22 protein-coding genes and 1 riboswitch are annotated in these 23934 nt (G+C 37.2%); of the genes, 1 reads left to right on the top strand and 21 read right to left on the bottom strand.

Going from position 1 to position 23934, the window contains the following annotated elements; genetic code table 11:
• Positions 1–3 precede the first annotated feature (3 nt).
• Positions 4–96, bottom strand: a complete 93-nt coding sequence (locus tag KQI38_RS22740) for an SEC-C metal-binding domain-containing protein (RefSeq protein WP_420857124.1) — start codon at positions 94–96, stop codon at positions 4–6.
• Between the two features lie 100 nt (positions 97–196).
• Between KQI38_RS22740 and KQI38_RS21820 the strand changes: the two genes are divergently transcribed.
• Positions 197–364: a hypothetical protein gene (locus KQI38_RS21820; protein ID WP_246565472.1), complete on the top strand. Its 168-nt coding sequence runs from the start codon at positions 197–199 to the stop codon at positions 362–364.
• A gap of 280 nt (positions 365–644) precedes the next feature.
• Here KQI38_RS21820 and KQI38_RS00410 read toward each other — a convergent pair whose 3' ends face one another.
• The 20 genes from KQI38_RS00410 to KQI38_RS00315 all read right to left on the bottom strand — a co-directional run bounded on the left by KQI38_RS00410 (position 645) and on the right by KQI38_RS00315 (position 23873).
• A complete protein-coding gene (locus tag KQI38_RS00410; protein WP_216554190.1) occupies positions 645–3620 on the bottom strand; it encodes an AAA domain-containing protein in 2976 nt (991 codons plus the stop codon).
• 165 nt (positions 3621–3785) lie between these two features.
• The gene (locus KQI38_RS00405; RefSeq protein WP_216554187.1) at positions 3786–10148 is read right to left on the bottom strand and encodes a P-loop NTPase family protein; all 6363 of its coding nucleotides are present in this window, start codon (positions 10146–10148) and stop codon (positions 3786–3788) included.
• A gap of 118 nt (positions 10149–10266) precedes the next feature.
• Entirely contained in the window at positions 10267–10407 is a 141-nt protein-coding gene (locus KQI38_RS22930) for a DUF1413 domain-containing protein (protein ID WP_476756233.1), read from the bottom strand.
• A 454-nt stretch (positions 10408–10861) separates the two neighbouring features.
• A complete protein-coding gene (locus KQI38_RS00395; RefSeq protein WP_216554220.1) occupies positions 10862–11005 on the bottom strand; it encodes a hypothetical protein in 144 nt (47 codons plus the stop codon).
• Positions 10971–11198, bottom strand: coding sequence for a recombinase family protein (locus tag KQI38_RS22735; RefSeq protein ID WP_216554185.1), 228 nt, complete (start codon positions 11196–11198; stop codon positions 10971–10973). Before KQI38_RS22735 ends, KQI38_RS00395 begins: the two co-directional genes overlap by 35 nt.
• Before the next feature lie 235 nt (positions 11199–11433).
• Positions 11434–12375, bottom strand: a complete 942-nt coding sequence (locus tag KQI38_RS00385; protein ID WP_216554183.1) for a DUF5688 family protein — start codon at positions 12373–12375, stop codon at positions 11434–11436.
• 148 nt (positions 12376–12523) lie between these two features.
• The gene (locus KQI38_RS00380; RefSeq protein WP_216554181.1) at positions 12524–13030 is read right to left on the bottom strand and encodes a hypothetical protein; all 507 of its coding nucleotides are present in this window, start codon (positions 13028–13030) and stop codon (positions 12524–12526) included.
• A 12-nt stretch (positions 13031–13042) separates the two neighbouring features.
• Complete coding sequence (locus KQI38_RS21810) at positions 13043–13522, bottom strand: DUF4314 domain-containing protein (protein ID WP_246565470.1); 480 nt, start codon at positions 13520–13522, stop codon at positions 13043–13045.
• 68 nt (positions 13523–13590) lie between these two features.
• Positions 13591–15246, bottom strand: coding sequence for a recombinase family protein (locus tag KQI38_RS00370; protein WP_216554179.1), 1656 nt, complete (start codon positions 15244–15246; stop codon positions 13591–13593).
• The gene (locus KQI38_RS00365) at positions 15185–15397 is read right to left on the bottom strand and encodes a hypothetical protein (protein WP_216554177.1); all 213 of its coding nucleotides are present in this window, start codon (positions 15395–15397) and stop codon (positions 15185–15187) included. The genes KQI38_RS00370 and KQI38_RS00365 overlap by 62 nt, the downstream gene beginning before the upstream one ends.
• A gap of 20 nt (positions 15398–15417) precedes the next feature.
• Entirely contained in the window at positions 15418–16317 is a 900-nt protein-coding gene (locus KQI38_RS00360; protein WP_216554175.1) for a recombinase family protein, read from the bottom strand.
• The gene (locus KQI38_RS00355) at positions 16286–17917 is read right to left on the bottom strand and encodes a recombinase family protein (RefSeq protein ID WP_216554173.1); all 1632 of its coding nucleotides are present in this window, start codon (positions 17915–17917) and stop codon (positions 16286–16288) included. Before KQI38_RS00355 ends, KQI38_RS00360 begins: the two co-directional genes overlap by 32 nt.
• A 78-nt stretch (positions 17918–17995) precedes the next feature.
• The gene (locus tag KQI38_RS00350) at positions 17996–18157 is read right to left on the bottom strand and encodes an SHOCT domain-containing protein (RefSeq protein WP_216554171.1); all 162 of its coding nucleotides are present in this window, start codon (positions 18155–18157) and stop codon (positions 17996–17998) included.
• Positions 18158–18176: 19 nt separating this feature from the next.
• Complete coding sequence (locus tag KQI38_RS00345) at positions 18177–18545, bottom strand: recombinase family protein (protein ID WP_216554169.1); 369 nt, start codon at positions 18543–18545, stop codon at positions 18177–18179.
• 93 nt (positions 18546–18638) lie between these two features.
• Positions 18639–19019 carry a hypothetical protein gene (locus KQI38_RS00340; RefSeq protein WP_216554167.1) on the bottom strand — a complete coding sequence of 127 codons (381 nt, stop codon included), beginning with the start codon at positions 19017–19019 and terminating at the stop codon, positions 18639–18641.
• A 562-nt stretch (positions 19020–19581) separates the two neighbouring features.
• Positions 19582–20052 carry a sigma-70 RNA polymerase sigma factor region 4 domain-containing protein gene (locus KQI38_RS00335; protein WP_216554165.1) on the bottom strand — a complete coding sequence of 157 codons (471 nt, stop codon included), beginning with the start codon at positions 20050–20052 and terminating at the stop codon, positions 19582–19584.
• A 397-nt stretch (positions 20053–20449) separates the two neighbouring features.
• Positions 20450–20537: riboswitch (cyclic di-GMP riboswitch) on the bottom strand.
• A 79-nt stretch (positions 20538–20616) separates the two neighbouring features.
• Entirely contained in the window at positions 20617–20790 is a 174-nt protein-coding gene (locus KQI38_RS00330) for a hypothetical protein (protein WP_216554164.1), read from the bottom strand.
• A gap of 42 nt (positions 20791–20832) precedes the next feature.
• Positions 20833–21075, bottom strand: coding sequence for a S8/S53 family peptidase (locus KQI38_RS00325; RefSeq protein ID WP_216554162.1), 243 nt, complete (start codon positions 21073–21075; stop codon positions 20833–20835).
• Between the two features lie 160 nt (positions 21076–21235).
• On the bottom strand, positions 21236–23494 hold the full coding sequence (locus KQI38_RS00320) for a M56 family metallopeptidase (protein ID WP_216554160.1): 2259 nt from the start codon (positions 23492–23494) through the stop codon (positions 21236–21238).
• Position 23495: 1 nt separating this feature from the next.
• A complete protein-coding gene (locus KQI38_RS00315) occupies positions 23496–23873 on the bottom strand; it encodes a BlaI/MecI/CopY family transcriptional regulator (protein WP_216554158.1) in 378 nt (125 codons plus the stop codon).
• Positions 23874–23934 lie beyond the last annotated feature (61 nt).

The following is a 23934-nucleotide window of genomic DNA, read 5'->3' as shown; positions in this document are numbered from 1 at the left end:
ACCTCACAGTGTATCGTACTTACCGCAACATTTTTTATATTTTATACCAGACTGACACGAGCAGGGATCATTTCGACCGACCCGCTGGTTAAGCATTTGCTCAATTTCCATTATCCGTAAGTACATATCAGCGGGTAACGAAAATGTATTTTGCGTTGATTCTGATGCTATTCGGTCACGTTTATTATAAAGACCAATGAACTCAGCCACTAACGGTGATGAGGTCAATGCTCTACGTATATTAGGTATGCAATTACCCTCATATACCATGTGTTTGTCAACTAAAAACAAGATTGATGTTTCTCCATTGGAATGTGGAGTAATGTCAACTATATCGCCAGTCGGAGATTTCCATACAGCATGAGCCTCGGCTTCAATTAAGACATTCGACCTCTGCCAGATGCTCCATCCGAGAATTCTTTGACCCCCATGCTCTTTTACATATGTGCCAACATTTTGAAAGCATTCGTTAATGAGGCTTCTTGGATCAGCGACAACCGGAACAATCAACGGTTCATATTTAGATATGGACTGGCATAATTCTCGAATTTGCGGAGTAATTACGCGTGGAGTGGTTACTCTTCCCATAAGAATCGACCTCCTTAATCAGTATTTAATGCCAGGAAAGTTCTATTTAAATCTCCTTAGACATGTAGTTCATTGTAATGCTTCTCCAATTCTATGTTTGAAACACATTTTTTAAGTAAACCACTTGCACTACTCTGCGTATCTTTCAAGCAATTGATATCTCCGAACATAAAGAAGTTATCTTTTGCACGAGAAACTGCTACATTCATTAAGCTCTTGTTTGCATCAATAAAAAAACATCCGTCCTGCTTCCCATACACTGTAGATAAAATGATAACCCTCCTTTCTGCTCCTTGAAAAGTATGTACTGTGCCAACGCTTATCTTCGAATAATTGGTTGGCATCTGCTTTTTCAGCTCCGACTTTATACATTCGACCTGTGCTTTAAACGGCGTAATAATTCCAATCAAATTTTCTTTTGGTTCCTTAGGGTAGGCACTTACAATAAATTTGAAATTATTTTTCAGCCATTCTGCGATATATTCTGCTTCTAATCGGTTAAATCTACTGCTGCCTTTTCTGATTGAATTCTCTGTATCAATCTGTTTGAAACCCATTTGCGGCCAGTACTTCATAGCAAGCTTCTCATCTTCCTTGCCCTTCCCTCTCATCGGTTGGAGATTTCCCTTGTAAACCAGCTTATTGCAATAGTAAATAATTTCATCATAGCAGCGACGATGCTCACTAAGGAACAGGCCTTTTTCATCGAATTTTTCATATTTGCAGCACTTTGCAGCAACTTTCATCACGCTAGAGCAAGAACTGTTTAACCCGGTCTGTTCTAGTAATTCAAATTCATCTAAGGATTTTATTGCTCCATTTGACACCGCCAGTGCTTTGTCCAGTGCTCTGTTCACACTCCATACCGGCTCTATCTGATAAACATCACCAACGACTACGGATTTCTTGGCAAGGGAAAACGCCCCTGCAGCAATCTCTGGCGATACCTGTCCGGCTTCATCTACAATGAGCAAATCGATGTAGTTGTAGAGAAAAAAGGTTTTTTGATCTCCAAATGCCATGAACTGCTTTGGCAACATGTAGAATGTCATAACCAGGCAAGGTGTTATCATGCTAAGCCTGTTATAAAACTTTTCTAAAACATTTATAAAGTTAGTGCCCTTCTGTTTTTCCGATAGTTCATCCTCTCCACTCACCCACCTACATTCATAATAATGAACTGCCAGCCAAAACTCCACATACCTATGCTTTTTATCCATCAAGTCGTTTATATATTCAAGGTCAAGCTTATACTTTTCATCTTTTTCTCCATGTAAATCAATATTATGCTGTTGTAGCTGCTCCAGTTCATTGTCATATCGGCTTTTTATTTTCCCAATCACAGATTTTTTCTTCTTAAGGTCAGAAATTGTTTTATTGCACTCTGCATACAACTGGCTGTATTTTTCTTTAATTTCGTCAAAGATCATATATTCATTCAAAAAGCTCTGCTCTTCATCGTTTATAAACAGCCTGAATTCTGTTTGTATTTTCCTTGCAAAGTTTTTTATAAACTTTAACCATTTGACATAGAAGGGTATCTTTTTGTAACAGCTTTCCCAGTCAATAATTCTTTGGCGGATGTTGACGATAGCTGCTTGCTTTTCTTCAATTCCCAGAATTAACTTTTCAAGGTATTTATCAACAGTTTCACCATTCAAATCACATTGGGAAGCCTCCTGAGCAAGTGAAAGCAATGCAGTTTTACTCTTTTCAATGAATAACAGCTCTTCATGCAATTTCTCCTGACAAGCGGTTATATTTTTATATTCGCTCCCAAAATATTCATTGCAGGCTTCTATTAGCTTAACCTTGGATTTTTCGATATTATCTTTGTCTTCAACATCAGAGACGAAGAATTCCCCTTTTTGATTGGTATACTGATACCCTTTGCTTTTTGCTTCTTTTATCTTTGAGGAAGATGGAAAATAGGCTGCGAAACTATTCACTCCCTCAACCCATCTTTCTTCCAGATTAGATATGCCCATCTTTTTGATATTTCCGAAAGAGGCAATGATATTTGTTACCGCCTGATTGTTCGTTGAAGAAGCTACAATAAGTGGAGCCTTTTCCTTTTTCATGGCCCTTTTAACATACATGTCTGCAACTATGGTTTGCAACAAGGTGGTTTTCCCCGTACCGGGCGGACCATTTACCGCCAGAATTTCTCCACTATTTATAGTGTTAAAGTGATTGACGGCCTCCCTTTGAGATGGAGACAGAGGATACTCTCCATTCATCTGACCACAATGTACCTGCATTTTTGATAAATCGTTTTCTATAAGCGGACTTACATCTGCCATTTGCGTAGATATGAAATTATCATAAAGCGCTTTGGGCTGATCATCTTCCTGCAGGTGATTATATAAATTCATAATATGAAAAGTAGAATAAACAGTCTTGTCCAAGAAAATATACACATTATTCTCTAATTCAAAAAAAGGTTCTTTTGCATCCATATTCCGGATTATGTTTTGTTCAAATGGAGAATCTGCAACAGCTTCATATAATCCTTTAAAAAACACAGAGTAATCAGACCAAGATTTAATCTTTTCAATCCGGTCTACGTGATTGCTCACGAAACTATCAACAGCATCGGCAGTCCCTACCGCTAATTTGGGTTCAACCATCGGCATCAAATATTCTCTTGGGAACCAAGGAAGTTTTTTCTCACCCTCATCAAATAGTAGCAGGCCTTCCTCATTAAGAATTGCCGGGACATAGTATATTCCCGTCAGTTCATCAATTTCATCTTGCACCTTCTCATTTGCTTCAAAAATTGTTTTTATGGTTTTAGCACAGATGATGATATTGACAAGAGGTTTTTGCTTTGCTTCATTCTCATCATCAAAAGTATCTTTTTTCGCTTCTGCAAAAATGCCTTCACAAGTTGCCGGGTTAATCTTTCCTTGTACCAATTCTTTATGATCAACTATAAAAAAATTATCAACTTTAAAATCAATTCCCATATTAGCCTGAGCTGCTACTGTACTTCTAAAGTATCTTGTTATTCCTTTTAATCTATCGTTCATCTTCCTCACCCACACTAATTGAATTTTATTCACGTTATAACCATTATTCAACGGTATCGTTGTTATCAATCACCTATTATTTACCTGCACAATCCGGTTTCTGAAAAGGCGTAGTTTTATCTTGGTGTATACCTCTAAATTAGCAAGAAAAATAATTAAATACAACTAATCTTCTTCGGCTCTGAATAACAACTGTCTCCAAGATATCTCATTGTCTATTTCTAAAGAAAGTAGTTTCTTTTCTTTAGCTGGCTTACTTGGAGTTCCATAGAATTTATAGCTGTCATCTTCAAAAGATATGGACACTTCAAATATAACAGCTTGATTTCGCTTTTTTAATATATCTAGCAAACACTCTTTTTTAATAATAACCACGTTTCCGTATGTACTATGTTTTTCATATCCACTTTCATCTTCTGGCTCACTCCAATGATATACTTGAACAGGGAAGTCATCAACATTATATATTCTTGAACGTAAAATTTGGTCTTCCAGCGTTACAGACAAGTACTTTGCGAGATCATCGGATACCCCCATTAAGTAGTTTGATGTAGTTAGATAATCTTTTAATAACGGGTCTTTTTTATCAAGTGCATAATCTGGGAAAGTAGTTATTACATCACATGTTGGATAAATAACGAGCTCTGGTTGTTCTCCATTCTCATATTCATCATCCTCATAATAAAAGTGAGAAAGTACTGTATATGGTTTTTTCATTTCTGATACTAACTTGTCAATATTCTCTTTCTCAACAAAAGCGCTTTCGATACGAATGTATCTGTTGCTTTTCTGAAAATGGGCAGAATATTTCATATTAAGGGAAACGCCCAAACCATGTTCTATCATTATTGATGCTAAATCACTTGGAATAAAATACCTTTTCTCTGGCACATCTTCCACCGTTTTTGTAAAATCCCAAAGTAAAGGAATAAGTGGAATATGGTTACGAAATTCAAAGCACCAGAAGCCTGCCTTCCCCGGCAGATATTTATTCAACCAATCTTCATATGATGAATCTTCATCTTGGATCTGTTCCTTGCTCTGACGATATTTATCTGCTACATGGAACATAGAATGCCATTCTGCATATTTTTCCAGTGTTTCTACGGTAGGAATAATGCCGTGATCATTGTAGGTCTTTTGGTATTCATTTTGGACCAAGTACCGTTTACTCCATTCTCTTGCATTCTGATTTGTAATCCCAAACTGAGCAACAAAATAATCGCATTCGGTCGCTATTTCCTCTTCCATACATGCAAACATCCCAGCTAAATCATCATACCAATACCGCAATGTATCCATCGTACCAAAATCAAACTTCCAATTCTGAGTACTATCTTTACATTTGCGTTGATAATACGACATTTTTTTCCTATGACTATCGCTACTTATGCACTGATCACACACAGATAATTGTTCTATATCATGAGGTTCACAATAGGGAGCTACTTGCAGACAAATGTCTCTGGCTAATCTGCGATGCAAAGCATGCACCACCCCTTCAGCACATGCGATAGACTTGAAAAAAGAATATAATGGAGTAAGTAGCTTTGCATTCGCCTTTCCTATCCTCATACAGGTCGCTAAATACCAAAGTCTTGCCGATTCTATAAAAAAGTAATTGTTATTATCCAAATACATTTGAGGCAATGGTTGGAAGTATAGCTCAGAAATCTGTTCTACTACTCCTACATCTTTAAATAAACCATAACGCAACAAAACATGAGCTGCTTTACAACGCACACCTTTATCTTTGTGTCCCATCAAACGCCATATAAAGCATGCCACGCTACTATTAAAATTTCCATTTACCCCTAACTCCGGTTTATAGCTTTCACTATCTCCAGAAGCAGGGTGAATTTTATCCATTTCAATCTCTGTCGTCCATTTTAGCAGTTCTTTCGCGTCTTCTCTGGAAAGAGCAACCGACATTCTGCAAATTGCCTTTACAAGTTGTTCGTCATAAAGTTCAATATGATTTGATACATATTCTAAAAATGCATCATACTGTGTCGCAGTATCAGCAGGAAACACGCGGAGTATTGTCCTAAACTCGTCATCATATCCGTCATATAAATGTAAAAGTTCTCTCGAAAACGCTTGTAAATAGTACTTTTGATTCTGAGTATTATTGCGCCATTTATCAATTTGTGGCCATGCCTTTACGCTATCTACAAAATCTGCAATGATGCTTAATATTTTTGTAGTTCCAAATCGATAATAATCTTTTGAAATAAGCTCTATCATCCATGTTAAAGCTTCTGTATACCTATCTGGAGAAAGACCTTCCAGCCACTCCTTAACAAAATTCTCTCTGTCAGTGGTATTTAGTCTTTTCACTCTCTCTTCCAACACCTGTTGGGATACTATATTACTTTCAGCTACATACTGCTTTATATTTACTGCACTGTGTACATCTGAACGGTTTTCATCATAATTTGGGCTTTGAGTTTCCAATTGTTTTAAAAACTTGTCCATTGCTCTGATCTTATCAGCATTCAGCTCTGGAGAAGACACGTTCGAATCTAAATATTTCACAATGCAATGACTTCTATATTTCTTTTCGTCCATAGGAATATTAAAAAGAACGTCATGTATTAAAATTTCAAGTATAGGCTTCTGTTGCCCAGGCGTAAATTGTGAAATCTTCTTTAAAATAATGTCTACCAGATCATTGTACTGTGATGATAAGTCAGGAAGCAATAAGCCCATTAAGGCTACTGCATTCTCAATCGAAATTCGATCTGTTTTTAATAATGTATCTAATACAATCGGTATAGTATCTTGCAATGAAAATCCATCATAATTATCTCTATCATCCAAACGACAGAGTGCCCCCCAAATGCTTACCGTGGAGAGCAGTGTGGCAGCTGATAATGACTCATGATAAGGGAAGTTTTTTGTATCCCCCATTTTTCTGCAAAAGTCTTCACTTAAGCGAATAATTCTATAGGCCAGTACGGAATTACTCGTATCATCTTTACCAATTTTGTCAGAAAGTGTTTTGTATAGGTAGATTTTTCGATAAGACTCATAATCTAATCCCTTTGTGCATTCAATCGCCTTGGCGAAATATTTCGCCCCAAGTCCTTTTTCAATTCTCTGCCCCATTTGGGCACAACTTAAATATACCTCAGCCATTTCTTTGGCTGAAGCCGGGTATTTTTCATAGGTAGCATTAATTTCCTCCAATACGGATAACCCTGCCTGATAAGCACGTTCATTGCATATCAACTTTTTTAAAAGCTCCATCTTAAATTGGGGTGATGTATTTCTTATATTCAAAGTTTTATCTATTAAGCCTTTTAATTCTTTTTGATTCAAACTTTGTTCGAAGCAAATCGACTCAGTGAACACCAGCAATCCTATTTCTAATAATTTATGCTTATCATATGAATAGAAACTCCACGAAGAACGATCGATCTTTGAAAATGTCTCGTTGCATGTAGCAAAAAAATTATCGTCCTCATTTTTCTGAATACAAGTTAACCGAAACAAATAAAGTGGTAACAGAAAATCCGCCATTTGTATTATAGATTTTTTGTTATCTTCGGATTGACACTGTTCTGAATTTTCCTTAGCTTTCCAAAAATCAGCCGGGTTAGTGGAGGTCCTTTTGCATACATGCCTTAGCGCATAATATCGCAATGCATCAGATAATTCTTCCTGCTCATCTTCCCTATAAAGAGAAGGTACACTTGAAAACTGAAATTCTATAGAAAATTTATTTATTAGATCTGACACGATATCCTTGGCATCTTCAATACGCAGTATATACTCGACAAACATCAGTAATTGGTTGTTACTAAAACGGCTTTCCGGAATTTCAGTCATCCGATTAAATAATTTTAACAAATAATCAGTATATATTTGCGGTGGCGTTTTTCCTAATGAAATATATGCACAAACGATAGCTAACTTATTGGGGCTTGACCATTTCTGTAATAATAGAGCTTCATAAAGCTCGTGATAATCATATTTTAAAAGCTTTTGGAAAAGTTTATAAACAAATTTAGTTGCAGCCTTTCTAGGACTCCAGCCGCATATCCAGTCAACCGCCTTTTCAGTTTCTCCTAATCTCAACATTGCTTCTGCAATATTAATAATGTCTGCTGTCCTAGGCCGTGAATGATAACCTCTATCATCTTCATTTTTATTATAGTAAACTTTAATTGCTGCCAGATAGCTTTTGATATATTGCTGCGAAATAGTTTTATAGATAGGCAAACGTGAAAACACAAGTGCTGCTTTTCCTAAACTATCAAAATCATTAGAATCTGTATAGAAAATATTATATACTGACAATTCATCACAGTACGTAACAGCTTCATCGGGTGCGCTCAAGAGTAATTCCTTTAATGCGTCCTCTTTGGCATTATAATCAATTAGTCTATACACTAATTTACATGCTAACAAACGATTTTGAGGGGCATACATCTCATGTCTTTTCAGAACATATTGTATGCGCTGTTTCATTATTTGATTTGCTTCTGCTATTCCAATAGCGGCATCATCAATTTTTTCATTTAGGGCAATCTGAACTAAGCAGTCAAAGTAATCCGCCTTATCCACGAAAATGTGTAAATATCTAGCACAGTATGGATTTGTCACTCTATTTTGATACATATAATCGGCAATAAGGTTGATTGCAGTTTCATTGTCCTCGTAGCAAGTTCTTAAATATGTTTCAAAATCCTCATCCTTAAGAAATATAAAAGAATCAGCTATATAAAAACCACGGCGGCATTCCACACTCATGCTCATCAAGGTATCAAACGTTATAGAACAAAGTTCACATAACATAGCAACCGGAATAGGTCTTGGCAAATTTATTAGTGCAGAAAATAGAATTTTTATATCCACTATGCTGTTATATTGCTTTTTAGTAGCATGAATAAACTCTTTAAATAAAGAGTTTATAGTCTTTCCTTTTGGTTTTATCTGTGACAACATTCCATCAATCGAACAAGCTTCAGATAACATATATGCTTGTAAGCGAGGATTCCTATCTGTAAGCATATGGAATTCTTCACACTGCGCATCAGTTGCGTCCGAAAATATAGAACGGATATGTTGGGAGCTTTCGGACAATTCAAACGGAGGAAGATTGAAAACTTCCACTTCGTCTCCAAACGGAATCAAATGCTGTCTTTCTATTCTTGTAGTAACAATTATCCATACACCATCAGGAAGAGTTTGATTTAATAGTCCCTGTAAAAAGCATTCTTCCTTAAACACATTAGCAGCTACCATGCTGTTATCTGCTGCATCTATGATAATTACTACTGCCGCTGATGCATTTTGCTGTTTTACATAAGATACTGCTTTTTCCAATCGGTCGTTTAACATACGCCAATATTCATATTCATTAGGAAGCCGACCAACTATCCACTCTGTTCCACATTCCGTTGCTAATGTGTTACAAATTTGTGGGATTGCTACTTCCGTTAAATGTCTTCGTTCACCAGGTTGTAGAAATGAGCCTCCACCATAACAATCATATAAAACAGTCACTGATTCTTCAGGTAAAACGTTATGTAAATGACTTACAAAAGTAGTCTTACCTGCGCCCGCAGTAGCTTGCAGACAGACAATCTTTTTTTTGTTTTTCTGAATGCATTCAACAATATCATTTTTGACACCACGTTCAATATAAGTATCTAAAGCCAATTGGATTTTTATTGGCGCTGGAAACACCTCATTAACGCTGGTATCAAGCGCTGCCAAAACATATTCTCGATTCATCGGAAAACCAAGTGTATTTTCCGGTAGCATCATTTCTCGTAAGTGCATAATTAAAGAATTATATCTGCTACGTATATCGCTTGTATTCCAATTGCCCAATTGCTTTATTATTTCTGCTCTATGGATGCTTCGAATTTCAGTACCACAATCATCAAAATTTAAAATTAACAAAAATTTAATGAAACCAGTGGAGCTCAATTTTGAAGTTTTATATATTTTATTGATATCTTCTTTGCATTTAGGAGTCAATCTTTTTATTAAATCGCCCGTGCGCCTATACTTCTTTTCCTTTAGTATAGTTATGCACTCATCTATGTGGGCTGAAAAATCTGTTTGTAAATTACGGTTGCTGACTAATTTTAAAATAAGTTTCGAACTAACATTATCATACTTCTCGCAAAATCCACTATATGTGTCCGCCAGCCGTCGAATGATCGAGTTGCCTTTATTAGTACCAGAACATAAATTAGATGCTGTCCATGGCTTGTCCATTTGATATGCACTGTATTTTAATTGAGAGAAGACAATTCGCTGCGCTTGTTCAAAGTTATTTCCACCATAATACTCTGCCAAATCAATAGAGTATAGTTTTTGTTCATCCTCAATTTGAATAGAATCTTCCCAGGTAGGACCTTCAACTGATATAGCTGTTAGTTCACTATTGGGTTTTAATATTTCTAAAAGCTTCTTACATGCCCAGATCAGATGAAAATCGTCTCCAGCATTAGAAGCAACAGCTCCAGCATTATTTTTTCTATCCATTAAGAATACACCGCCTTTCATTTCTTATATCGCAGCATTATACTGGTTTTACTAAATTTCACTTTAAAAATTTTTGCAACTCTACATATATGGTATTAAATAACGTATCATTATTTATAATTCTTATCTTTATATAACATTATTCTATTTTAGAACAGAGGCGTTTTTTATATCTCTGCTGCCCAGACGAAGTCTTTTCAATAGGAACAATCCTAATATTAACTGTTTTAACATAATTGAGAAATAAAGTTCCCAATAGCAATCTGTCATTACGAGAAATTCGGTTTCATTAACAACCCTTAAAAAGATCACGAACTAAGAATATTTCACCTGGATTAAGATTTTTCAATTCATTTCTTGATATATCCAATAATTCATTTACTGTTCGCTTGTTATACCCAACCAAAATTATGATATAACAACATTGTTATTCTAATTGTATAACCTTTCCTGCTAATTTACAACAACAAATCTATTTATCATACATATATTTACAGAATATTTAGATTTAATCTAGTAAAACTGCCAACAATAAAACCCTCAGCGTACTAAGGCTTTAATCTTAACAGTTTTATATATAGGTAGGGAGTAAAACCTACTCCTGTCTTAGTTTCTTATTCATCATATGGCACTCGCTGTTTCATCACAATCCCTAACTTAAACCGTATTTCGATTTTATCCTCATTGACAACTGTGATTCTTTCTAGAAGCCTTCTAACTAGATCATCATCAAACTATCCAATTTTATAGCTTACCTTTCCGATACATCGATCCACATCTTCAACCCGCTGGTCATAAATCTCAGCCAGCTTTTGATCCTGCACCACTTCAGTTTTTTCAGCTTCAAATCCCTGACTTCTTATGATTGACCGAGACAATACTATTTTCAAATTGCCTGACCAAACACCAGCGAGTATTTTCACTTAGGTTCCGGCTTTTCTCCTGTGCCTGACTGCCGAGGATAGTAATGAAAAGCTCACTGGTACCCTCTAGCGTATAAACACCCTCTTTTTCAAAATAAACACCAATGTTTTTCTCTTTGAGTTTTCGGATGTTCTGTAGGGAATCCAATAATCCTTATCAGCAAAAATTTCATTTCTTATATATGTCTCATCATTTTTTCATATTAATCTCCATTCCGCCGCCAAAACTGGCGGCACAAATAGTAATGAAAGTGTTTCCACCTTCAAGTTTTCGCGTTATAATAAATTCATTATTAAGGCATCCCGGCATCAATAACAGATAGACCCACCTGTTTGCTGTTGATGTGCAGGTGCGCCTCGTTTAAATTAAGTATTTGGTTTTATTAATGCTGCAACTCCATTCCTAACTGCATATCGTTTCCATCGACAATAGACAATGTCTGATTTTGGCTATCATAACGGTATACATTGTCTGATAGATACTCTGTCTCTTCGACTGTAGTCTGATTGACTAACTTCACAAGCTCCTGCAATTCACTTATATCCGCTGTAAGTGATTCCTTCAATATTATAATTTCATTCACCGAGGAAGGAAGAATCAGAAAATCCCCATCCATTTCTTCACTAACCAATTTCAAAACATCCGGACAGCACAGATAGGAAGCTCCATAGTATTCTTGGCTATTGGTCAGGACAAACATTCCATTTTCATCTTGTACCTTTTCTATTTCAGGATAAGGTACTCCCATTAAATTTAGTATTTTACTCTCTAACGAATAAAACTCTAGAGTAAATAAACGGTTCATATTTTTCAATGCCCGTTCATGAAGGGTTTCCTTATCAATTCCCCACTCTTTCAACAATCCGTTATTTATCAATACCGATCCAACCTGCTCGTTGCTCTTATATACCATGCTACGGTATATTACTGCTAAATCCTCTATCCTCTGATGAGGTACTGAATCTAACATTTCTTGATTTTTTTCTGCATTAACTACACAGAGAAATAACTTATCTTTCATATGATCATATGATAAATCTATGCCCTGCTGAAATCTAATGCTATTTTGTGCAGAAAGATAACTCTTTCCTATTAAACGCAGGGTATCCTCTATTGACATACCTTCTTGATAAAGTGCATAATAATCCTCCAAATAAATAACTGGACAAATATTCTCACTAGGACCTTTCAGAGACATTCCATGAAGGAGCATGTCATTGTTTTTTCTCATCTGTTGGATGAGTACCTCTGAGTCTTTAAATTCCCTTGGTAAATACTCCTTCACATGGAGCTTTATTTGTTCTACATAATTAGTAAACTTCATAGTATACCTCCCATTTTAATTTATTTGAATGTATCCCGTATCTTGTTCCTTTAAAAGGCTAAAAGCACTATGCTATCATGCCCCGTAACAGAACATTTCCATGATGATACAACAGGAACTTTATCACCATGGAAAAGGTAGAAATTCTTTATTCCATTTTTATTTCAGGCTGATTTGGATAGCACCCATTAAGCATCTCCATTATCTTTTCCGGTACATTATCAAAATCCACATGATGGTCACGTTCCACAGATATGGTATACCAGTAATCATAGGGAACATAGTTCCGCTTTAAATACTTAGAATCAGAAGCTGATAGCTTTTCCATTCCCTGATCAATCACACCTCTCGGTGTGAAAAAGAAAGTTCCCCAATGTTCACCGGATGACTGCAAATCAAGCGTTACGATACCGAGCCCAATATGACCGGTATTGCGCCCTTGTATAACCGCAGGGAGTTCAACAAACTCATACTCACTGTCCAGATAATCTGTATCATAGACTTCAATAAAAATGTCATGCATTTGCTTCAGTATTTCCTTAGCATATTCATCTTCTGCTGAATTACAGGACTGATCCAATTTTGTAAAGTCCAAGGTAGGGAGAAATGCATTTAGGCGTTCAATATAGACTTCTTGCAAATTTTTATTTTCCATCTCATTCACCTCTCATTCCATTTTCATGTTGCATTGTTCTGCTTCATTTTCCGGCTGATCTGCTTCATCGAAATTTACATATTCGCTAATAATATTAAGAGCCTCTTCATAGCTTCCGGAAACTATGAGCTTATTGCACATTTGATCAGCCTGGTCTTGCAACCCCGCCTCACGCAATGTACGCGAAGCGATACCCATCAGATTGAATATATTGCCGTTGGCACCAATGAGCGGTGCATGTGGTTTGCATTTCTTCTCCTGCTTATGCTCTGGTTTTGATATGGTGGCGAAGTTGTCCACATCAGGAACAAGGGCAAGAGAACGGCCATTATCCCATTTCATCTGTAGCTGCCCGATGTCATCCACAAAATCTACAGTTCCCATTAATCCTGAAGGCATATCCGCTTCTCCAGACATGGAAATTAACTGAATGCGGGTTCCTGCAGGATATTTCTCTTTGAGGTGCTCCATCTTTTTTTGGTCATATAGCATATTTCTATTCCTCCCTTCTAAAGTAAAAATAGCAGGAGCAACAAATTACTGTCGTTCCTGCCATAATGTTAATCAAAATATGAAACCTGCTGCTTCATCACAATTCCGGATTTAAATTGAATTTCAATAAGTTCTTCATTGATCACTTTAATATTCTGTAGCAGTCTGCGTACCAAGTCATCATCAAATTCCCGCACCGCACAAGTGGTTTTTTTCAGGCAATCATCCATGTCAACAATCCTTTGTTGAAAGCTTTCAGCCTGCTTGCGTTCCCGAACCATATCCAGCTTCTTATGTTTTAAGTCCTTTATCTGTTCAGCTATTATTTGGTACTGTTCGTCAAAATCCTCTGTTATGGAGCCTTTTTTTGCATTGTCCTCGATTAGTAACATCATCTCACTCTGTAGTTTTTCAATCTGTTCATCGTATTCAGTTGGTATATTTTTAGTAGTATAGCTACCGATAACTCTGATGACATTTTCACGGAAGGCACCCACAAATTCACCGTGGTTTTCCACTACGCTATTTATAGCATCCATAATCGCTTCCTGCAAAATTTCTTCTTTTAAAGTAGGAGAGTGCTTGCAATGTTTGGTGCCATTCTTCAGGCGGTTTTCACATCTCCAAACAGCACTTTTCTGCCCGTATTTCGACCATACTTGTCTACGATATGGCTGACCGCATTCCTTACATACCATGATATCTGTTAGAGCGTATTTTGAGCTATATTTGCTTTTCTGTTTTTCTTCTTTTGCTTTTCTAGCTACGGCAGTTTTACTTAGGCTTGCTCGTCTAGCCTTTTCCTCCTGCACCTTGAAGAAAAGTTCTTTCGGTATAATAGCGTCATGATTATCTTCGATATAATACTGAGGAACGATTCCAGTATTCTTCACACGTTTTTTGGTCAGAAAATCTACTGTATAAGTTTTCTGCTGAAGAACATCTCCCATATATTTTTCATTGCTTAACATCTTATTAATAACGCCAGGACACCATTCGGTTAATCCAGTAACAGTTTTGATTCCATCCTCTTCTAAATCCTTTTTAATTTCAACGATACTTTTACCTTCTAGATAAAGTCTGAAAATCCGTCTGACCAGTTCTGCCTCTTCTGGGACAATGATCAGCTCTCCGTTCTCGTCCTTGGTGTATCCTAAAAATTTTTTATGGTTGACCGAGACAATCCCGTTTTCAAAACGTCTGACAAGACCCCAGCGAGTGTTCTCACTTAGATTACGACTTTCCTCCTGTGCCTGACTGCTCAGGATGGTAATTAAAAGCTCACCTGAACCTTCCAGTGTATTGATTCCTTCTTTTTCGAAGAAAACAGCGATATTTTTTTCCTTGAGCTTTCGTATATTCTGCAGACTGTCAACGGTATTTCTAGCAAAGCGGCTTACTGATTTGGTAATCACCATATCGATTTTGCCTGCCATGCAATCCTCAATCATAGCATTAAAATCATCACGTTTTTTTGTGTTGGTTGCACTTTTTCCATCATCGGCATAAATACCGACGAACTTCCAGTTAGGATTGCTCTTTATTTTTTCCGTATAGTAGGAAACTTGAGCTTCATAACTGGTTTCCTGCTGCTCCAGAGTAGTACTGACACGGCAGTATGCTGCTACCCGCAGTGCTTTAAACTGGAGCTTTATACTTCTATCATATTCCGGTTGAGGAGGTATGATAGATACATTCTTCTTTTTCGCTGTTGCTGTCTGCATCGCATTCTTCCCCTTTCTGGAAATTTTCCATACTTAACTTAAAATGTTTCTGCTGAGCCTCAGGATATAATTGCTCTATATTACCAACTCTTATATACATCGCAGTTTTTAAAGGCTTTTCTTCTTTATTTTTATGATTGTTCTTTTTCATCATTTCACCTTCTCTTTGATTTAATATTGAGCTTCCATAGTCAATCCATTAATAAATTCAAACATCAGCCGATGGTCAGCATAAATCGTGACTTGCTTCACTACCGTTAAAAACAGTTCTTTATCAAACTCTCTGAGAGGTTGTATGCCGGAAAATGCCTGTTTTATCTTCTCGGTGCTATAGTCATAGTCATCAATCTGTGCTGTTTGATAGAAGGCCTTTGCCCGTTCATAAATAAGAGCTGGTAGCTCTTTGGACGAATACCGCCCTTCTGCTTCCAGCTCTTTAATCTGTTGATCCAATTCATGAAATTTATGGTTATATGGGATAGGTTCTTTTTTACATTTTCTATCAAGGATTTGAATTCTTGCGAGAATTTTATTAGCAGTATCAAGGAAGGCTTTTTCTATCTGCTCGTCTGTTAGGAAACTACATCGACAGCACACTCTGTTCTTGTAAATGTATTTCTTACATTTCCAGAGAGATCTCTCCGTCTTTCTTCCAGCGTGCTCGATGTATTTGCGGTAAATCTCACCGCATTCTCCACAGCGGAGCATTCCAGTAAAAACATATTGACGGTTAGGATTATTTGGTTGAATGCTTCTCCCTAATTGCTCACATCTTTCTTTCCTACGGTTCTGTACTTGTTCAAATAATTCTGCATCTATCATCTGAGGATAGAATTCATCCCCCATGTATTTGACATTCTCCAGTATCTTTCCAATGGAGCCATGATTCCAAGATGCCTTATTGTTGGCATTTAAAACTCCCATTTGTGTTAATTGCTTTGCGATCGCTTGAGTAGAGGTGCCAGAGATGTAGTCCTGAAACACCTTTTTAACAATCGCTACTTTAGGTTCATCGAGCTGCACTTTTCCATCTACCAGCTTATATCCCATGGGCATATGCCTTTGCATCATCCTGTATCGCCTCCTTCCTATATGGTTCGGACAGTTCCAGCCGATTAATGAGCCAGAAGGTGATTTGTCCATTTTTTTGTATTATGATGTTGTCGGTTACCTGTAAAAATAAATCCTCACAGTATTCTTCTATTATGTTAGGGTTGTTTCTAATTAGCTCCAAAAGTAGCTCTGTTCCGGTAATCTCTTGTTCAAAACCGTTATTGTCCAGAAGCTGATTTCTTTTCTTTTTTGTTGCTGTAAGTTCCAGAATCAAGGCATTTTGCCTCTCTATAAAAACAGCAGGATCAATATACCCCTTCGATAACAATCGGCTGAGTATATGATCCTGCTCTGTCAGTTCCATAATTTTATTATTACATTCAACTATTTCCTGTTCCTGCTGTTCATCCATTCGAAGTTTCTTTAGGGTATCCAGCAGAGGAATTAGGATTTCAGTATAGTTGCTTACGAGCTTGTTCCACATCACAGTAAATGTCCATTGGATAACATCCTCACGGATTGCTTTTTGACTGCATTTGGTGATGTCCTCAATATGTTGGTGGCAGCTCCATTGGACTTTCTCATAGGGTTTCCCTATGTAAATTTTTTGCCTGCGGAATATACTGCCGCATTCTCCGCAGATAATTTTACTACTGAACGCATATCGGTTTTGATATTTACCTGTATCGTCCATTCCCATCTGTTTTCTGCGGTAATCAAAAATTTCTTTGACTGCCTCAGCCTGTACCTTTGTGATAATGGGTTCATGGTTATTCTCTATCATATATTGAGGTAGCTGACCCCTATTAGGTTTTCTCTTAAAGGGAACCACATCTGTGGTTAAAGTCTTTTGTTGAAGTAAATCTCCGGTATAAACGGGATTTTGAAGAATTTCCTTTATCACTGTGTCCTGCCATTTTTCAGCCGTGCGAATGGTTGGTATTTCTTCTTCTGATAGCTCTTTGGCAATCACATAGGTACCTTTTCCATTCAAGTATTCACGGAAGATGCGTTGGACTATTTTTGCTTCTTCCTCTTGTATGATTAACTCTCCATTCTCATCCTTTGTATATCCATATGCTGGTGTACCAATGATGAATGTTCCATCCTGAAAGCGTTTCACTGCCGCCCATTTGTTATTCGTGGAGATATTCTCGGATTCCCCCTGAGCCAGTGAGCTTAAGATGGTCAACATCTGTTCACTTTTTTCTGACAGACTATTGATATTTTCCTTTTCAAAAAAAACAGCTATTCCAAGCTCCTTTAATCTTCGGATTGCCTGAATGCTGTCTACGGTGTTCCTAGCGAATCTGGTCACAGATTTTGTAATAATCATGTCAATCCGGTCGTCCTCGCAGTCCTTCATCATTCTTAAAAAGTCATCTCTTTTTTGCAGCTTCGTCCCGCTTCTCGCTTCATCAGCGTAGATTCCTACGAACTCCCAATCCTCCTTGGCTTCAATCAGAGCCTTATAATACTCCAACTGTGCAGAGAAGGAATTCTGCTGTTCACGAGAATCGGTGCTTACCCTACAATATGCACAAACTCGCTTTTTAGACTGTAACTGTCGGGTAACCTGTTGCTTAACAGGATCTATTTTCGTAATTTTCTTTGCCATAGCTTTTCTCCTTTCCTTAATATTTGATCTCTGTCAACAACATACATTACCACACAAGTTTCAATATAGCTAGTGTTTTTACGCATATACTTTAGAAAGTTCCGGTGTAAAAGTCTGACGATTCAAATCATCTATTTTTTTATACTCATCAGGAGAAATAATCTCGTTTCTGAGCATAATATTCAACAATTTCACCGCTATCTTATACTTCACTTCATTGGATTCCTGGAGCTTTGACATATGTATCACCTCCCGCTCACTACAGAGAAGGGAAGAGGGATTGATAATTCAAATGTATTTCACCCTCCAATGGTGAATATGCCTGAATACCTAACTGGTCAAGCTCTCGGAGAAACTTCATCGTTTTCTCGGTATCCCGTCCCAAACAATCTATTTTTTTAATGAGCAGTACGTCAAATTTACCATCTGCGGCAGCCTTTATGACCTCCAAAAGACCATTGCGGTTGAACTCCATAGCACTCCCCATATCTTCCGAAGATCCCACGATTTCAAACCCCATCTGCTCAGCATAGTCAAAAAGTTCTTTTCTCTGATTCTTTAAACTGCCGTGTGCATCTTCAGGAGCATCAATACGGCTGTAAGCCCATGCAAGCTTCTTTTCCTTCATAAATAACCCTCCGTTCTAATTCTAAAAAAACAGGCGAGAGGAATATTGTATCCTATCGCCTAATCAATGCTTACTCATGTAGCTCAGCAGTGACTACAACATCTGAAGTTCTGCCTCTACCACTTGCCTCTCTTCTTCATCTAAAAAAGCTTGATACTCCGCTTCATCCACAATCAGAAATTCGACTGTATCTTTCTCACCCATCTGCATAGGGAGCAAGTCTTTCAGAATCTCCTGCAGTAGTTTTTGATCCGGGCATTGGTTGATGAATTCTCTGAAAGTATTCAAAACCAAGCGGTCAGCAATATCCGTTAAAATCATTTTATCTGTGTTTTCCTTGTGCAGCATGATGAAACTGGCAATGTTAGACGGAGTATTATCAAAATAATATGCTTTACGGTTTCCGTCATAGTCGTATACATAGCCAATAACCATATCCTTGCCAATTAGCTCATCCATTTTTTGATTTTCCATAATGATTCCTCCTTGTTCTTTTTTCTGTTTAATCTTACAAGGATGCTGCAGGGAATAAATCCCCTGCAGCATAGTTTCTAAGATCAAACGATCTGCTTGTTCTTCATTTTAAAACTATTACAATGCTTCTATTCGACACTACTTCCCGAAGCACAAAAGCCTTACGGCTTACAGGGCGGCAACATAAATGATTTGCTGGTTAAGCAAACGCCATAGGAATTTCACCTCTCCCAGGATCTCTGCGAGCCGCCCCCATTGCGATGTCTGTGGCTGGGCGGAAGTAGCATTATCACTGTCCATTTCATTGCGATACGGTCCACCACAGACCGTTTTATGAACGGGCTTTATCGCTCGTAACCTTCGATGCCATCGGTTCGACGGATGTCCGTTACCCATCCGCAGGCAGTCTTGGCGCGCCCATCAAAGTCGCTGCCGCTCATCACGGCTGAACAGCTCATGTATTTAAGTTACCGGATATGAAATTTTCAAGGAGCAAAAGGGAGAATAAAAAAACCCCCTCACTTACTTCCACGTTGAGTGAGGGGGGTGCACGGAAATATTTTTATTTTTCTATAAGTTTTTTTAATTTATTAAGAATTCTAACCTTTCTGTCATGAATAGTCATATAGGGAATATGTGTTTCTTTCGATAATTGTCGCTCGCTCTTACCTTTAAAATATAACTCGGTGATTAGCTCTTGTTCCGCTGGAGTAAGTAGTTTTAGACAGGTCCTCATTTTCTCAATCATTATTGACTTTACTGCCGCATCCTCAACACTTTCACCTTCAGCTGCAAACTGCCGATTCTCCACCAATAGCCGTTCATAGGAATCCTCGCGGCTTGGTATGTAAGTTACAGTTTGCCTTGCATAATCAATTCTGCATCGTTCTGCCTTCAGGTCATATTGTTGATACTCCATCTTTCGGTCACTTTTTTTCAACACCTCAATAATTTCTTTACTTAAGTCAGGATATTCCTGGCTATAATTTGTTCTTCTTTTTCGTTTAACCATAGGGCTTGTCCTCCATTTCATGATTTTTAAATCCAAAATGAAGAACAAGCGGCGGAGATCTACAGCGGGTCAGTTCCAGCAGTTTTTTATATAAAATAAAAGGCTTCCAATCGAAAAGTAACCTTATTGGTCGGAACTGGTGCCTTTTTGTCGAACAAAAAAAGCCAGCAGAATGCCTTTGGCAAACTGTTGGCTTCTTGTAATATGAAGTTGTTAGAAGGCCATATGTAGATAGAACATCTTCAATTCAACCTCCCAAAAAAACATATGTGTATGAGATTCATCTTTGTACCTCACTTTCACCTTGGTCAATAGCAAAAGGGTGATATCCAATAAAACATGTTCAATCAAAAGCCGCTTATGCATAAAAAGACCTGCCCTTTTAGAAAAGAGCAGGTCTTTTTTATGACTTGGAACTTCTGGCAGCCAGGCTATCATAATGCAACAGCATCTTAGATCCTATAGCTTTGCGTCCCTGTCTTTTGACAGGTTTGCCCTTAACTCTATTTATATCTTAAATTATATAAAATATAAGGTTAATAGGAAATTCAAAAGTACAGAAAAATAAAAACTACCATCAATAATCTAGCTATTATATTCTTCATGATACACTCCAAAAAACGAATCTTGACATCCACTAACTACATCGATTCCATCGATTGGTTTTTCACAATAAATATGATCAGTAGGTTGTAAAAATCCAAATGTATCATGTTTAACACCTATAACAGAATTCAGAGAGGCCGGAAATGTGAGCAAATCATCATTACTATACGCTGAGACAACAATAATTTCGCTTTTCTAGTTTTCAGTCATAAGTTCTACAAATCTGACTCTGTCAGTAAATTGAACTGATCCCATGCTGAGATTAATAACATCAATATCATTTATAAGACACCAATTTAACGCGATAACAAGTTTTTCGAAATTTACTGGCTCAAGAGTATGCTCAAAAATCTTAATACTATATATAGTAACTCCATACTCACATTTTTCATCAATAACTGATGCTATTCTCGTGGCGTGACCTATACCGTCTGGCATGAACGGCTTTCACTTCTATGTCGGCAACTTCATAACAATAACAATTCTTCAGGATTAATAACGGATTTACACCATCATCAATAATCGAAACATAGTTCTGGTACTTCTCCAGAGTTTTTTATAATAATTATTGGATGACAAAGATGAATGGATGATGCTCTTAATTATTATGTCGAAGTGCTTCTACATCCCGTTCATCATGTATTTGATAAATAAGATTTTCTACACTTAGCTGTATCCGCTTATTGCTATATTGCTTTTCTAACCTGTCAATTTTGGATTCTAAAGCAGCCTTACCTCCAACCAATTCATCTTCACTCTTGCTATAGATAAATGCTCGAACTCCATTTATTAATCCCATCAAGGCCCGGTCACGCTCTGCGACAGTAAGGTTATTTTCATCAAGTATATCATAGCATAGGGTATATTCAATTGTCGCTTGGAAAGTTGTCATTTCTGTATTACCTCCAGATATTGGAGTAGTCAACTCTCGATTTATGCTGTTAGATATATACGGACGCATAACTTCATCTGTATACTGCTGCATATGTTTTACTGCATTTTCAGTGATAGATGCATTTAATGTGATACTTAAGAAGTGCAGATCTTGCTGTGTCAATGTTACTGGATAAGTTCCTGACTTTAAACTGTTATTAATCTTTTCAAAAACTTTTTGAGGATACTTTCCATCATCCTCCATAGTTACTACAATCTCCTTATTGAAATCGGCAACGGATAGTTTTTCGTATCCCTTTGTTTTTAGAGAAAGGAACAATGTAAAATCTTCCGAGGTAGCATTTTCAAGCTCATTCTCCTCTGACTTTTTCAATGGTATTGATACGTTTTCAAGCTCCTGTTCGTTAATTACTTCTGCCCGAAACGATAAAAATGAAAATGCTACTTTCAGTGACGGATCGCTGTACTTTTTCACCCATTTTTTACTTTCAGCTTCTAATAGCGTTTGTATAGCAGTTTCATCTGTAAGTTCGCTCTTACTTTTACCTTCCACAAAGTTGCTGATATCCGCATTTATGCCTTCAATGGCTTGATTTCTTTCCCCCATTGTGAGTGTGTCGGCGTCCAATATGGTGTAGCTCGCTCCATACTCTATCTTTCCTGTATCCCACACTTTATTGCCTCCAAAATTCCATGTTTCCCATTTCTCTGCGATGATTGGAGTTAATACATTAAGAATGAAATAAACATCCCTATCTGTTTGTTTAATATCTTCCCAACTCTCTGGTATATGATTAAGCAATTCAAAATAGGCTGCTTCATCCTGACCAATGATATCCCATACCTTGTTGCGATATTCAGCTACGGTCATATTTTCGTAATCTTCAAATCGTAAGGCGAGCAATTTGTTGTATTTATCATCAACCTTTGCGATTGAAGAAAAATTTTTTTTACTAACGTTATTGCCAGCCTTGTTATTTGTAGCCAATGCAGATCCAATCGTTACAATTCCGATCAATACTAAACAAAGAATCGTAAAACCGGCTTTTTTTCTCTTTGTGTCTAAAATTGAAACAATACGATTTTTCATACCTCTTTTCCCTCCATAAAAATTTGTTGATAATACGGTTTTTGGGAGCGTCCCATCCCTAATAACGCCAATAATCGTTTCACCATACTGCTTACGCTGCTGAAAATTTGCGTCTTGTAAAACCAATGCGTCACAAGCAATTTCACACTGTACTTCAGTTGCTCTTGCCATGAGATAAACCACTGGATTGAACCAATGGAGTGCGGTGGCTATCAAAATCATTGCCTTGTACCAAAGGTCACGTCGTTTGCAATGAATTAACTCATGCCTTAGAATGAGAGATAATTCATTATCGGCAATTTTAATGGGTGGTAGTAAGATTGCCGGATGGACCAAACCAACAAGCATTGGACTTTTGATACCTGGACATCTCTTTAACGTCACTTGTTCTTTAATTTTCAATTCTGACTTCAAACTGTCAAATATTCTAATTACCTTTACATCAGTCACGGATTCGCTCCATCGCTTTATCACTTTCATGAAACGCCTATACTGCAAAATATGATATACTACGATAACGCTAAACCCAACAATCCAAATAGCTGCAAACACCCACCATAAAGACAATGCTACTGGAGTACTTACTATTTCTCCACCAACTGTTACAGGCGAAGCGGTATTGCCAATTGTTGATTGCATAGATATAAACTGCGATTGTATTATATGATTATCTGGCATTTGAACAGGAAGAAGCGGCAAATCAAATTGAGGACGATAGGGGAATATCCAGCCAATTACTATCACCAGCCAAATCCTATACTGCCATTTAGCGGAATATCGTTTTGATAAAAGAGGATTCATGATCATGTATGCAAGAGTTATCGGTGTCATAGAAATAGAGCATTGGAATAATGTAGTTAAAAATCCTTGCATATTAATCCCCCCGTTCTTTAAGCCATTTTGCCAGTTCATCAAGGTCACTATCCTTTAGCTTTTTGCCATTATAAAGTGTAGCAACTAAACTGACAAAGGAATTTCCATGAAAACGTTCTATAAAGTCTCCCGTTTCAAATTTCAAATATTCTTCTTTACTAATAATTGGAAAGTAAGTGCGTTCTTTTCCGTTCTTTTCCGTTCGGATAAAACCACGCTCCACCAGTCGTAACATCAGGGTAAGAACGGTTTGCGGTTTCCATCTTTTTTCTTTTCCCAGCTGTTCCATAATAATACTGGTTGTAATAGGTGGTTCATTCGCCCATACTACCTTCATCACTTCAAATTCAGCTTCGGGAAGTTTTTTTATTGTACCCATAAATGCACCTCCATATTCTACAATTGTCTGTAATTATATTCTACATCTGTCTTTATTCGAT

Source organism: Tissierella carlieri (assembly GCF_018917285.1).
GTDB classification, from domain to species: Bacteria; Bacillota; Clostridia; order Tissierellales; family Tissierellaceae; genus Tissierella; species Tissierella carlieri.
The sequence above is the reverse complement of the archived record's forward strand: the minus strand, read 5'-3'. Positions and strand labels throughout refer to the sequence as shown.

What these genes read in the sequence shown, in the direction of transcription:
- KQI38_RS00355 (WP_216554173.1), bottom strand. Translation starts at nt 17,917, where the DNA reads ATGGCAAAGAAAATTACGAAAATAGATCCTGTTAAGCAACAGGTTACC.
- KQI38_RS00340 (WP_216554167.1), bottom strand. Translation starts at nt 19,019, where the DNA reads ATGGAAAATCAAAAAATGGATGAGCTAATTGGCAAGGATATGGTTATT.
- KQI38_RS00350 (WP_216554171.1), bottom strand. Translation starts at nt 18,157, where the DNA reads ATGTCAAAGCTCCAGGAATCCAATGAAGTGAAGTATAAGATAGCGGTG.
- KQI38_RS00370 (WP_216554179.1), bottom strand. Translation starts at nt 15,246, where the DNA reads ATGCAGACAGCAACAGCGAAAAAGAAGAATGTATCTATCATACCTCCT.
- KQI38_RS00360 (WP_216554175.1), bottom strand. Translation starts at nt 16,317, where the DNA reads ATGATGCAAAGGCATATGCCCATGGGATATAAGCTGGTAGATGGAAAA.
- KQI38_RS00315 (WP_216554158.1), bottom strand. Translation starts at nt 23,873, where the DNA reads ATGGGTACAATAAAAAAACTTCCCGAAGCTGAATTTGAAGTGATGAAG.
- KQI38_RS00365 (WP_216554177.1), bottom strand. Translation starts at nt 15,397, where the DNA reads ATGAAAAAGAACAATCATAAAAATAAAGAAGAAAAGCCTTTAAAAACT.
- KQI38_RS00380 (WP_216554181.1), bottom strand. Translation starts at nt 13,030, where the DNA reads ATGGAAAATAAAAATTTGCAAGAAGTCTATATTGAACGCCTAAATGCA.
- KQI38_RS00410 (WP_216554190.1), bottom strand. Translation starts at nt 3,620, where the DNA reads ATGAACGATAGATTAAAAGGAATAACAAGATACTTTAGAAGTACAGTA.
- KQI38_RS22740 (WP_420857124.1), bottom strand. Translation starts at nt 96, where the DNA reads ATGCTTAACCAGCGGGTCGGTCGAAATGATCCCTGCTCGTGTCAGTCT.
- KQI38_RS00405 (WP_216554187.1), bottom strand. Translation starts at nt 10,148, where the DNA reads ATGAAAGGCGGTGTATTCTTAATGGATAGAAAAAATAATGCTGGAGCT.
- KQI38_RS00320 (WP_216554160.1), bottom strand. Translation starts at nt 23,494, where the DNA reads ATGCAAGGATTTTTAACTACATTATTCCAATGCTCTATTTCTATGACA.
- KQI38_RS00345 (WP_216554169.1), bottom strand. Translation starts at nt 18,545, where the DNA reads ATGAAGGAAAAGAAGCTTGCATGGGCTTACAGCCGTATTGATGCTCCT.
- KQI38_RS21810 (WP_246565470.1), bottom strand. Translation starts at nt 13,522, where the DNA reads ATGCTATATGACCAAAAAAAGATGGAGCACCTCAAAGAGAAATATCCT.
- KQI38_RS00385 (WP_216554183.1), bottom strand. Translation starts at nt 12,375, where the DNA reads ATGAAGTTTACTAATTATGTAGAACAAATAAAGCTCCATGTGAAGGAG.
- KQI38_RS00335 (WP_216554165.1), bottom strand. Translation starts at nt 20,052, where the DNA reads ATGAAATGGAGGACAAGCCCTATGGTTAAACGAAAAAGAAGAACAAAT.
- KQI38_RS21820 (WP_246565472.1), top strand. Translation starts at nt 197, where the DNA reads ATGAACTCAGCCACTAACGGTGATGAGGTCAATGCTCTACGTATATTA.
- KQI38_RS00325 (WP_216554162.1), bottom strand. Translation starts at nt 21,075, where the DNA reads ATGCCAGACGGTATAGGTCACGCCACGAGAATAGCATCAGTTATTGAT.